The following is a 12,082-nucleotide window of genomic DNA, read 5'->3' on the forward strand; positions in this document are numbered from 1 at the left end:
TCAAACAATGAACAAAAAACCACGCCAAAGGCGTGGTTTTTTGTTAGGGTTTGTCAGTTCGAGCACAGTCGAGAACGTCTAATAAGCTCTATTAATTCAATCTAAATGTTATGGGAATGGAAAAGGGAACTTTAACGGGCGTTCCCCGTTGTTTTCCGGGGGTCATTTTTGGAAGTTTTGAAATTATTCTGGAGGCTTCAGTTTTTAATACTTCATGCGGCCCACGCATTCTTACATTGCCAATACTTCCATCCTTTTGAATGGTAAAAACCACGTTGACCCGACCTTGCAAGCCCATTTCTTGGGCAGGTTCTGGATAGCGGAAGTTTTTACGGATGTGTTTCTGGATCATATTTTGAAAACATTCTCTTTGGTCAGCTGCATTTTCACAGCCTGGGAACATTGGGGCTTCTTCCACTGTTTTCCAGGGAACAATTTCAGGTTCTTCCTCCTCAACGACAGATACATCATCTATAGCTATCACTGCCGTGTCCTGATCGGGTTCATTCGCTTCAATGGTAGTTTCTGGAATGTCCAAATCATCCTGAGCAATTTCTATAATTGCCGGTGCTTGGATTTTAGGCTTTGGAAGTTCCGGCTGTTGGATGGTTACTGGGGGTAATTCATCCAATTCCGATAGCACATCCGCTTTGGCAATATCAATGTAAGGTGATTTCTGATAGGATTTCCATTCCAAAGCAACATAGGTCAGCAGGAGAACAGCGGCCAATCCAATGCTAAAATAGAGCAGACTATTTCGTTTCAATTCCAATTCTTGATTCTTTTTGGGTTCCATAATTTTCAAATTTTTTCCTTTTGAAAGAAAAAGGGAGTTATTAACTAGAACCAAGCTAGCTTGAAAATCAACCTTAAAAAGCCAAGAATGAGGGAATGCACCCTTTTGTTGAGGGAACAGGACTTACTTATAGATTTAGTGCTTCTAGGGTAGTCTCCAATTCATCCGTAGCAGGGCTTGGAGCCATGGCATTCACAATTTTGCCCTCTGGATCAATCAAAATATACCGAGGAATACCCTTGATTTGGTAATCTTTTATAAATTCCGAATCCCAGGCCTTGTCTGCTATCAATTGAACCCCTGTCAACTCTTTGTCAACTACCATTTTTTTCCAATCGTCATAGCTACGGTCGGTATCAACGGAAATACTTAGAAATTCTATGTTTTTACCTCGGTATTTCTTTTCCACTTCCTTTAAGTCTGGAATTTCCTTGATACAGGGAGCACACCAGGATGCCCAAACATCAACATACACGTATTTGCCTTTAAAATCCCCTAAAGAGGAATATCCACCGGCATGGTTCTCATAAGCTTCAAATGTGGGGGAGTAAGAACCCGGCTTTATTTTTTTTATCCGGTTGTAGGCATCCGTGATTTCCTTTTTATGGGTCTCATTAGTGGATATGGACATGAATTTTTCATAATAGGAATCCACATTTTGGATGTAGGGCATGCTGCCCCAAACCGTTCTATAAAGAACTGAATTTCTGATATTTTCCACTGGAATTTCCCCAACCACTTGAAAAAAGGCTTCATTGGGGTCCACCAAACTGTCTTTTTGTATTTGTTCCTTGTAATGCAGATGTACCAGGGAATTGTAAAATACTGAATAGTTAAAATCTTCCTCGTTCAAAAAAGACATGCTGGATCTTTCGTCCTTAAAGTTCTCCGAAACCGTGAAATTTGGATTTGCCGTAACATCGGCATGGGCAAAATCCTTATACTGCGCAAGTTGAATTATACTGTAATGGTCAATGGCTCTTTTCTCTTTTTCCCGAACATATTCTGGAATGTTCGCTGTAGAGGCGAGCAATTCATTGATTGCAAGGTTTAATTCCTCTACTTTTTGGATGAAGTGGGACTCTTCCAGCCCATAAAAACTTTCAAAATCCGTTCCTTCTATTTCCCGGTTTTTATCCTGTTTTTGGAGATAGTAACGGTTCAGGTCGGCCCCTTCCCCCTCAAATTGGATGGTATGGGCAAAATCCTTGGGGTTGTAATCAAGATGGACAGCATAGCCTTTTTCAAGATAAAGTACAATGTGGTTGATGCCGTCAGTCAATCTGTGCGGCATATCTGCCGTTAAAAAAAGAGTGTCCAAAAATTGACCTTCATTGCTCACGGGAATTTCCTTGTTGAAATCCCCATTAATTGAAATCAGCCTTACCGATTCGATGTCCGAATTGGAAAGCTTGCCTGAAACGATGGTGTATTCTTTTCTATCTTCCTTTTGGGCGCAAGAGGCCACAAAAATGGCGAGCAGAATGGCAATAGTACTTCTCATGGTTTTACTTTTATGCTCCGTCCAATGCCAGAAATGGGATGGTGATCATCTGAAACGTTGGTGCAGCGCATCATCAGAACAATCCGTGCAGTTCCGCATCAATACGGTTAATGACCTTGCCTAAATCCTCAGGGTCATCAACAAAGTTGATGTTGTCCACATCAAAAACCAGCAATTTGCCTTTTTCGTAGGTATTGACCCAGGCTTCATACCGTTCGTTCAATCGACTTAGGTAGTCAATGGAAATGCTGTTTTCATAATCCCGACCCCGTTTATGGATTTGGTTCACCAAATTGGGAATGGAGCTTCTTAGATAAATAAGAAGGTCCGGGGGCTGCACCAAACTTTCCATGAGCTCAAACAGGCTGGAATAATTTTCAAAGTCCCTATTGGTCATCAGTCCCATGGCATGCAAGTTGGGCGCAAAAATATGGGCATCCTCATATATGGTCCGATCCTGTATCACGTTCTTTCCGCTTTCCCTGATTTTGAGAATCTGTCTGTAACGACTGTTCAGAAAGTAAATTTGAAGATTAAAACTCCACCGTTCCATCTGGGTGTAAAAATCATCCAGATAAGGGTTGTCCACCACGTCCTCAAAATGGGCCTCCCATTTGTAATGTTTTGCTAGTAAATTGGTTAGTGTAGTCTTTCCAGCGCCAATGTTTCCGGCTACAGCAATGTGCATGGGGTAGTAGTGTTTTTTAGATTGGTGTTTGTACTATGGGGAAACCCTAAGCGCAATATACAAAGTATATCCAGTTGAAGAAAAAAAACAGATATAAATGGGGCTAAAAGATGATTTCAACAAAGTTTTAAAAATTACTTCCAAAGGTGTATTTTTGCGCATCAAAATGAGGATAGATTTGACTGATTGCAACCTCATAAACTGATTCAAATTCAGCAGCAAAAAATGCTAAAGCAGTTTACCCGGACAGGCTTTCGGGCTTCTCACAAGAGATTTGTAAACTCCTTTATACTTTTCCGTCAAATCCTATCCAACTAAAAATGGACTATGGCATATTTGTTTACTTCAGAATCGGTAAGTGAAGGACACCCGGATAAAATTGCGGATCAAATCAGTGATGCCTTATTGGATAATTTTCTAGCCTTTGACCCCGAAAGCAAAGTGGCATGCGAAACTTTGGTCACTACCGGTCAAGTGGTATTGGCAGGTGAGGTAAAGAGCAACACCTATTTGGATGTGCAAAACATTGCCCGAGAGGTAATCAATAAAATTGGATATACCAAGGGGGAATATCAATTCAGCGGAGATTCCTGTGGGGTAATTTCGTTGATTCATGAACAGTCCCAAGATATCAATCAAGGTGTTGATAGAGGCAGCAAGGAAGAGCAGGGTGCAGGAGATCAAGGAATGATGTTTGGTTATGCCACCAAGGAAACCGAAAACTATATGCCCTTGGCCCTTGATATTTCCCATAAAATCCTTCAGGTTTTGGCCGAGTTAAGACGAGAGGGATCCCAAATTGGGTATTTGCGCCCAGATGCCAAGGCTCAGGTAACCATAGAATATTCTGATGAGAACGTTCCGCAACGGATTGATACCATTGTGGTCTCTACCCAGCATGATGAGTTTGACTCAGACCAAAAGATGTTGAACAAGATCAAAGAGGACATCATAGCTATTTTGATTCCCAAAGTAAAGGAGTTACTGCCTAGAAATATCCAGGCCTTGTTCAACGATGACATCAAATACCATATCAACCCAACAGGAAAATTTGTGATTGGAGGTCCTCATGGAGATGCGGGCCTTACTGGGCGAAAAATCATTGTAGACACTTATGGGGGCAAGGGAGCCCATGGTGGTGGAGCCTTTAGCGGTAAAGACCCAAGTAAGGTGGACCGCAGTGCTGCCTACGCCGCCAGACATGCAGCTAAAAATTTGGTTGCTGCTGGAGTAGCCGATGAGATTTTGGTGCAGGTGAGCTATGCCATTGGAGTGGTGGAGCCTACCTCCATTTTTGTGGATACCTACGGCACTTCCAACGTTGATTTTTCAGATGGGGAAATAGCGGAAAAGACAGCTAAATTGTTCGACATGCGACCTTCGGCCATTGAAGACCGACTTAAATTGCGAAACCCCATTTATTTGGAAACAGCAGCCTATGGCCATATGGGCAAACAACCCCAGACTTTGACCAAGGTGTTTGAGTCCCCGTACAATGGTCGTGTAGAAAAAGAAGTGGAACTTTTTACTTGGGAGAAATTGAACATGCTGGATGATGTAAAAAGAGAATTTGGAATTTAAAATCCCCCGTGTTCATCATAAACAGGAAAAGGGAACCTTTTGGTTCCCTTTTTTATTTGGCATACTCCTTTGAACTTTAGTAGCTTTAGCAACTAAAATTTTCCACATGAGATTTCCCATCCAGACTTTGGTAGTGATTATTGGTCTATTGTTGACCATTTCAAGCTGTAAAAAAACAGTCAAAACTGAAACAGCGGCAGAGGTCAATTTTGTTCAAGAGCATTATACCAAGCAAGAGGTGGATATTGAAATGCGGGACGGGGTAAAATTGCACACTACCATATACACACCAAAGGACACGTCAAAAGAATATCCCATTTTGATGCAGCGCACACCCTATAGTTCCAGACCTTATGGAGCAGGCAACTATCGGACGCAAATTGGTCCTAACGAACATTTGATGAAGGAGGGTAACATCATAGTCTACCAAGATGTCCGCGGAAGATGGTTGAGCGAAGGCCACTATGAAAATATGCGGGCCTACATACCCAACAAGACTTCCAATGAACAGGTGGATGAAAGTTCGGATACCTATGACACCATTGAATGGCTGGTGAACAATGTGGAACATAATAATGGAAAAGTAGGTGTTTGGGGGATTTCCTACCCAGGGTTTTACGCCACTTATGCTACGGTGGATGCGCATCCCGCGCTAAAAGCGGCCTCGCCACAAGCTTGTATCGGGGATTTCTTTTTTGATGATTTTCACCATAACGGAGCCTATTTATTGAGCTACTTTAGGGCCACTTCCCTTTTTGGTACGCCAAGACCCAATAACGACCAACCCATTGACACCGCCTGGTATGTTTTACCGGATATTCAGACGGAAGATCAATACCAGTTCTTTTTGGACAATGGCCCGCTCAAAAACCTAAATTCCTTTTTTGAGTATGAAACGGTGGATACCCCAACCTTGAGGCCAGATGGAGTGACAGATGATTACTTCTGGAATGAGCTGAAGGAACATCCAAACTATGACGAACTCTGGCAAAACAGGGGTATTATCCAACATTTGAAAAATGTAAAATCCCATGTGGCCACCATGATTGTAGGGGGATGGTTTGATGCAGAAGACCTCTATGGACCGTTGGAAACCTATAAAAACATTGAAAAACACAATACTGGAAACTACAATACCATGGTATTTGGACCATGGGATCATGGGGGTTGGGCTAGAAAAAAGGCCAGAAATGCAGTAGGAAATTACTATTTCGGCGATTCCATTTCCCTGTTTTATCAGAAAAACATCGAAACCAAGTTTTTCAATCATTTCTTAAAAGGAGAAGGTGACCAAAACAGCGGTCTTCCTGAAGCCTATGTGTTCGATTCCGGGAAAAAAGAGTGGAGTACTTTGGATGCCTGGCCTCCAAAACAAGCCGAAAAACAAACATTTTTTCTTTCGGAAGGCCAAGAATTGACCCAAGTGGCTGAAAGTACCGCCCCACTTAAATTTATTAGTGACGTTAAGAAACCGGTACCTTATTCTGAAGACATCAAATCGGTTTTCACACCAAGAAAGTATATGACGGATGACCAACGTTTTGCCGCCCGAAGGTCGGATGTGTTGGTGTTTGAAACCGAAGTTTTGGAAGAAGATCTCACCCTTGCTGGAGATATCATGGCCAAATTGAAAGTGGCCACAACGGGAACCGCCGCTGATTGGATAGTCAAGGTCATTGATGTGCATCCCACCAATGTGGAGACCAATGAAGAAATGCAAGACCATCTAAAATTGGCCAACTACCATTTAATGGTTAGGAGTGAGGTATTACGGGGCAGGTTCAGAAACAGTTTCTCCAAGCCAGAGCCATTTGTGCCCAATCAAAAAACGGAGGTGAACATCAAATTACAGGATGTTTTCCATACCATCAAAAAAGGACATAAGCTTCAAGTGCAGGTACAAAGCACCTGGTTTCCTCTAATCGATTTAAACCCGCAAACCTATGTGGACAATATCTTTAAGGCAGAAGAAAGCGATTTTAAGACCCAAACACATACGGTTTTTACCGACTCACAAATTGAGTTTTCAGTTTTGAAGTAGGATATATGCACAGGTTTTAGGGCTAATTTTTTCAAAATCATTAGGATTTTAAATTTTTCTGACGTTATCTTTGTCTTGTAAGTTCAAACACGTATTGAATAGTTATCAAGAAAGGTGGAGGGAATAGACCCTATGAAGCCTTAGCAACCCTTGGCCCTAGTCCAAGAAGGTGCTAAATTCTATCCTAGTCCTGAACTCGTTTCAGGACCTCAAACCGGATAAAACCATAATTGAGACAGGAATAGATAACAACAATCGAAAATCTTCGATTTCTCTTTCTTATAACTTTTTGATTTTACCCGTAGGACGCGTATTTCCTATAGGGGTTTGGCTTTTTTGTGTTTTTAAATGGAATTTAAAACGGAAAAGTATTAATTAAAACGAAAAAATCATGAGTGATCAAAACTTTGCAACCAATGCCCTTCATGCCGGGCATGATGTTACCACCAACGGCGGAACCAGGGCCGTTCCCATTTACCAAAGCACCGCATATGTGTTCAACAATTCGGATCATGCGGCCAATTTGTTCTCCCTGGCGGAATTCGGGAATATTTACACGCGTATAAACAACCCTACCAACGATATTTTGGAGCAACGTTTGGCGGCCTTGGAAGGTGGAATTGCTTCCGTGGTTTGCTCTTCTGGAACGGGAGCGATCAATACCGCTCTTTTGGTATTGCTTAAAGCGGGAGATCATATTGTGGCCTCCAATAGTTTATATGGGGGAACTTATAATCTTTTTAGCGTTACCCTTCCCAGATTGGGAATCACCACAACCTTTGTGGATCCATCAGACCCTGCCAATTTTGGAAAAGCGGTTCAGGAAAACACCAGAGCCTTTTTTGTGGAGTCCTTAGGGAATCCGAAACTCGACGTATTGGATCTAAAAGCTATTTCAAAAGAAGCCAAGGCCGCGAAAGTTCCATTTATTGTGGACAATACTGTGGCATCCCCGGCACTACTAAACCCTATTGAGCACGGGGCAAATATTGTAATCCATTCCTTGACCAAATACATCAACGGAAATGGTACCGCATTGGGTGGAGCCATAATTGATGCGGGAACCTTTGATTGGGCCAATGGAAAATTCCCAGAGTTTACTGAACCTTCTCCGGGTTACCATGGATTGGTATATCATGATGCCCTGGGGCCAGCTGCGTTTATTGCCAAGGTTAGGATAGAAGGGCTTCGGGATCACGGGGCATGTTTGAGTCCGTTCAATGCCTTCCAGATTATCCAAGGACTAGAAACCTTGGAAGTGCGTATGAAAAAACATAGCGAAAATGCTTTGGCCTTGGCCAAATGGTTGGAAACCAAGGATGAGGTTACTTGGGTAAACTATCCTGGCTTGGAATCCAGCAAATACAAAAGGCTGTCGGATGAGTATTTGCCAAAAGGACAGAGCAGTATTCTGACCTTTGGGGTTAAAGGTGGATTTGAATCCTCCAAAAAAATAGCCGATGAAACCAAGATTTTCTCGCTACTGGCGAATATTGGGGATACCAAATCCTTGATCATTCACCCGGCCAGTACCACGCACCAACAATTGGATGAAGCCGCACAGGAATCCACAGGGGTGACCAAGGATTTAATCCGATTGTCCGTGGGCTTGGAGAATCTTGAAGATTTAAAGGCTGATTTGGAAAGTGCTTTCGCAACGTTATAATTCTCAACTGATTTTCTTGGAATGCTCCATAAAATAGACATAAAGAAATACACAACCCTAAGCGGAATCTCCCAGGACCTGCAATTGTCCTATCAGGTTTTTGGTCGGGAATTGCACACCGCTCCCATTGTTTTGGTCAATCATGCGTTAACGGGTAACTCCAATGTTACGGGCGAAAATGGTTGGTGGTCAGACATTATTGGGAAGGACAAGTGCATCGATACGGAAACCTACACCATCCTGGCTTTTAATGTTCCTGGAAACGGATATGATGGTTTTGTGATTGACAACTATAAGGATTTTGTGGCAGGTGACATTGCCAGAATCTTTTTGCAAGGTTTGGAGAGGCTTAAGGTAGAACAGCTTTTTGCGATCATTGGTGGATCTTTGGGAGGAGGGGTTGCTTGGGAAATGGCAGCATTAAATCCTAAAATTACCAAGCATCTTATTCCTGTCGCTTCGGATTGGAAATCCACGGATTGGTTGATCGCCAATTGCCAGATCCAAGAGCAATTTTTAGTCAATTCCAAGCAACCTGTACACGATGCGCGTATGCACGCGATGCTCTGTTACAGGACCCCAGAATCCTTTAAGGAACGATTCAAGAGAAGTACCAACGAAGAACTTCAGGTGTTCAATGTGGAAAGCTGGCTTATGCACCATGGCAAGAAGCTTCAGGAGCGTTTTCAGCTCTCAGCATACAAATTGATGAACCAGCTCCTAAAAACCATTGATATTACCAGGGATGGTGACAAAGCCTTTCAAGAATTACAGGCTAGTGAAACCAGGATTCATATTATTGGGGTTAATTCGGATTTGTTTTTTACGGCTGAAGAAAACAAGGAAACCTTTAGGCATTTGGCCCAGGCCAATGCCAATGTCACCTATGGTGAAGTGCAATCGCTCCATGGACATGATGCCTTTTTAATAGAATTCCAACAACTGGAAAACCTGTTAAAACCAATTTTCCATGAGCAAACCGTTAAGGAGCGAATTAAAATCCTGAAGTTTGGAGGTAAGTCGCTGGCCAATGGGGATGGACTTGAAAATGTACTGTCCATTATAACCAAAAGAGCCCAAGAAAATGAGCATTTTGGAGTAGTGTTATCTGCCCGGGGTAAGGCCACGGACCAACTGGAGGCTCTGCTAAAAATGGCAGCTAGAGGAGAGGATTTTTCAACTTCGTTCAACGAGTTTTCCACCTACCAAAAAGCGGCCTTGCCAAAAGCGGATTTAGCACAGGAACTCCAAACTATTGAAAAGTTGTTGAAAGGAGTTTCCCTTACCGGGGATTATAGTCTAAAGACCAAGGATGAACTGCTGGCGTATGGCGAGCTGATATCGGCGAAGGTGGTTACAGCTTTGCTATTGGAACGGGGTGTAAAGGCAAAGTTCGTTGATTCTCGGTCCCTGATCAAAACAGACGATACCTTTAACAATGCTGAGGTGGACGAAGCGGTTTCCAAAGAAAATGTGATACGATATTTTAGGGAATTGGAAGCTGGAGCAGTTGCGATTACCACTGGGTTTATTGCGTCCACCCATGAAGGAGAGACCACTACCTTGGGACGGAATGGGAGCAACTATTCCGCTGCGCTTTTGGCCAATTTTTTGGATGCACAGGTTCTGGTGAACTACACCCATGTGGATGGAATTTTTACCGCCAACCCGGATTTGGTATCAGAAGCCAAGTTGATTGACTCCATTTCTTATGCAGAAGCCAACGAGTTGGCCAATTTTGGTGCCAATATCTTGCATGCAAAGACCATAATTCCGCTGATAGAAAAAAACATTCCACTTCGGATAAAAAACACTTTCAATGCCGAAAGCAATGGAACCTTGATTGGTCCAAAAACGGATAATGGCGGAATTAAATCCCTGTCCGTTTTAGAAGATGTGGCCTTGGTAAACCTAACAGGTCGAGGATTGCTGGGAAAAGTGGGTATAGATGCGCGGATTTTTAAGACCCTGGGACAAAACAATATTAATGTTGGGATTATTTCACAAGGTTCTTCCGAAAGGGGGATAGGGCTGGTCGTTGATGCCAAAAAGGCCCAAAAGGCCAAAAAAGTGCTAGATCAGGAGTTTGAAACCGAATATTCCGCCCAAGATGTGAACCAGATTACTGTGGTGCACGATGTTTCTGTAATCTCCATTGTTGGAATGGACCTAAGTACTTTCCACAAACCTTTTAATGCTTTGGTTAAGAATCAGGTGGTGCCCTTGCTTTTTAACAATACGGTCACAGGTAAGAATGTGAGCTTGGTGTTGAACAAGTCCGATTTGCACAAGGCCATCAATGTAGTTCATGGTCAGATATTTGGTATAGCCAAAAAGGTGAATCTGGCCATTTTTGGGCACGGTAATGTGGGGGCAACATTAATTGACCAGATTTTGGATTCCCAAAAAAGTATAGAAAACCGAAAAGGATTGGATTTACGAATTTTTTCAGTCTCCAATTCTAGAAAAGCCTTGTTGAACAGCAAAGGCGTTTCAACAAAATGGAGGGATCGGTTGGACGCCAAAGGTGAGCCCTATACGGTTCAAGATATTATAGCGTATGCCAAGGAACATCATTTGGAAAACTTGATAGCTGTGGACAATACGGCCAGCGAGACTTTTGTTTCCCATTATGATGCCTTGATTGAAGGTGGTTTTGATTTGGTGTCTTCCAATAAAATTGCCAATACGCTAGGTTTTGATTACTATAAATCCGTAAGAAGGAACTTGGAAAAGAATCAAAAGCAATATCTGTATGAGACTAATGTTGGTGCTGGACTCCCTTTGATAGATACCATTAAATTGCTCCATCTTTCCGGTGAGAACATTACCAGGATCAAGGGTGTTTTTTCAGGCTCGTTGAGTTATATCTTCAATACGTTTTCCGAAAAGAAAGCTCCATTTTCATCCATAGTGAAAGAGGCCATGGCACAAGGATTTACAGAACCAGACCCCAGGGAGGACTTGTCAGGGAATGATGTGGGAAGAAAATTGTTGATACTTGCCAGGGAATTGGATCTTCAAAATGAATTTTCGGATATCTCTGTTGAAAATCTTATTCCAGAGGAATTACGATCATTGGATTTTGACAGCTTCATTTCCCAAATTGAAAAGATGGATGGCATCTATGAATCCATTAAAGGAGAACAAGAAGATGGGCATGTACTTCGATATATTGGGGATTTGCATGGTGACCTGCAAAAGGACAAGGGAATTTTGGACGTAAAACTGGTTTCTGTTCCCAAGGAAAGTGCATTGGGACAGGTAAGTGGTTCAGATTCGATTATAGAGATTTATACGGAGTCTTATGGTGAGAATCCTTTGGTGATTCAGGGTGCTGGGGCCGGTTCGGCGGTTACGGCCAGAGGCGTATTTGGCGACATACTTAGAATAGCAGAAAAAATATAGCTTCGGCTATGCTCAGCTACCTTTAAAATTTGATTTTGATGGCTGAGCGAAGTCGAAGCCACAATGGAAAGAGATTATGAAGGGGTATGTTTATATTTTGGAATGTGCAGATGGAAGCTATTATACCGGCAGTACTATAGATTTGGATAAAAGGCTTAATGAACATAAAGAGGGAAGAGGAGCGAATCATACCAAAAAAAGATTACCAGTACAATTAGTATACGTTGAAGAATATTTGAGAATTGATACTGCATTTAGACGTGAAAAACAAATTCAAGGTTGGTCCAGGATTAAAAAAGAAGCCCTGATTAACGGAGCATTTGAAGTCCTTTCCAATTTAGCTGAATGCAAGAATGAAACACATTATAGATATTTTAAAGAGAAGGAATAGTGAGCCT

At 42.3% G+C, this 12,082-nt stretch carries 8 protein-coding genes and 1 riboswitch; of the genes, 5 read left to right on the forward strand and 3 right to left on the reverse strand.

Annotation, left to right across the window (positions count from 1 at the left end; all coding sequences use genetic code 11):
• Nucleotides 1-91: 91 nt before the first annotated feature.
• The 3 genes from ACO6S0_RS01715 to ACO6S0_RS01725 form a co-directional block, all read right to left on the reverse strand.
• Complete coding sequence (locus ACO6S0_RS01715; protein ID WP_422350321.1) at nucleotides 92-796, reverse strand: energy transducer TonB; 705 nt, start codon at nucleotides 794-796, stop codon at nucleotides 92-94.
• 127 nt (nucleotides 797-923) lie between these two features.
• Nucleotides 924-2,300, reverse strand: coding sequence for a TlpA family protein disulfide reductase (locus tag ACO6S0_RS01720; protein WP_422350322.1), 1,377 nt, complete (start codon nucleotides 2,298-2,300; stop codon nucleotides 924-926).
• 73 nt (nucleotides 2,301-2,373) lie between these two features.
• Nucleotides 2,374-2,988, reverse strand: a complete 615-nt coding sequence (locus tag ACO6S0_RS01725; RefSeq protein ID WP_420398754.1) for a deoxynucleoside kinase — start codon at nucleotides 2,986-2,988, stop codon at nucleotides 2,374-2,376.
• A gap of 327 nt (nucleotides 2,989-3,315) precedes the next feature.
• On the opposite strand from ACO6S0_RS01725, the gene metK reads away from it, so the two are divergent.
• From metK to ACO6S0_RS01750, 5 genes are all read left to right on the forward strand, one after another.
• Nucleotides 3,316-4,569 (forward strand): methionine adenosyltransferase, encoded by a 1,254-nt coding sequence (gene metK / locus ACO6S0_RS01730; protein ID WP_422350323.1) that lies wholly within the window; start codon nucleotides 3,316-3,318, stop codon nucleotides 4,567-4,569.
• A gap of 106 nt (nucleotides 4,570-4,675) precedes the next feature.
• On the forward strand, nucleotides 4,676-6,610 hold the full coding sequence (locus ACO6S0_RS01735; RefSeq protein ID WP_422350324.1) for a CocE/NonD family hydrolase: 1,935 nt from the start codon (nucleotides 4,676-4,678) through the stop codon (nucleotides 6,608-6,610).
• Nucleotides 6,611-6,709: 99 nt separating this feature from the next.
• Nucleotides 6,710-6,843, forward strand: a riboswitch (SAM riboswitch).
• 158 nt (nucleotides 6,844-7,001) lie between these two features.
• Nucleotides 7,002-8,276 carry an O-acetylhomoserine aminocarboxypropyltransferase/cysteine synthase family protein gene (locus ACO6S0_RS01740; RefSeq protein ID WP_422350325.1) on the forward strand — a complete coding sequence of 425 codons (1,275 nt, stop codon included), beginning with the start codon at nucleotides 7,002-7,004 and terminating at the stop codon, nucleotides 8,274-8,276.
• Between the two features lie 21 nt (nucleotides 8,277-8,297).
• The gene (gene thrA, locus ACO6S0_RS01745; protein WP_422350326.1) at nucleotides 8,298-11,684 is read left to right on the forward strand and encodes a bifunctional aspartate kinase/homoserine dehydrogenase I; all 3,387 of its coding nucleotides are present in this window, start codon (nucleotides 8,298-8,300) and stop codon (nucleotides 11,682-11,684) included.
• A 76-nt stretch (nucleotides 11,685-11,760) separates the two neighbouring features.
• A complete protein-coding gene (locus ACO6S0_RS01750; protein ID WP_422350327.1) occupies nucleotides 11,761-12,075 on the forward strand; it encodes a GIY-YIG nuclease family protein in 315 nt (104 codons plus the stop codon).
• Nucleotides 12,076-12,082 lie beyond the last annotated feature (7 nt).

It is taken from the genome of Flagellimonas sp. (assembly GCF_965233845.1).
Classification (GTDB): domain Bacteria; phylum Bacteroidota; class Bacteroidia; order Flavobacteriales; family Flavobacteriaceae; genus Flagellimonas.

Bases quoted from the DNA above. Each gene is read 5' to 3' on its own strand.
- metK (WP_422350323.1), top strand. From the start codon at position 3,316: ATGGCATATTTGTTTACTTCAGAATCGGTAAGTGAAGGACACCCGGAT.
- ACO6S0_RS01750 (WP_422350327.1), top strand. From the start codon at position 11,761: ATGAAGGGGTATGTTTATATTTTGGAATGTGCAGATGGAAGCTATTAT.
- ACO6S0_RS01725 (WP_420398754.1), bottom strand. From the start codon at position 2,988: ATGCACATTGCTGTAGCCGGAAACATTGGCGCTGGAAAGACTACACTA.
- ACO6S0_RS01735 (WP_422350324.1), top strand. From the start codon at position 4,676: ATGAGATTTCCCATCCAGACTTTGGTAGTGATTATTGGTCTATTGTTG.
- ACO6S0_RS01740 (WP_422350325.1), top strand. From the start codon at position 7,002: ATGAGTGATCAAAACTTTGCAACCAATGCCCTTCATGCCGGGCATGAT.
- ACO6S0_RS01715 (WP_422350321.1), bottom strand. From the start codon at position 796: ATGGAACCCAAAAAGAATCAAGAATTGGAATTGAAACGAAATAGTCTG.
- ACO6S0_RS01720 (WP_422350322.1), bottom strand. From the start codon at position 2,300: ATGAGAAGTACTATTGCCATTCTGCTCGCCATTTTTGTGGCCTCTTGC.
- thrA (WP_422350326.1), top strand. From the start codon at position 8,298: ATGCTCCATAAAATAGACATAAAGAAATACACAACCCTAAGCGGAATC.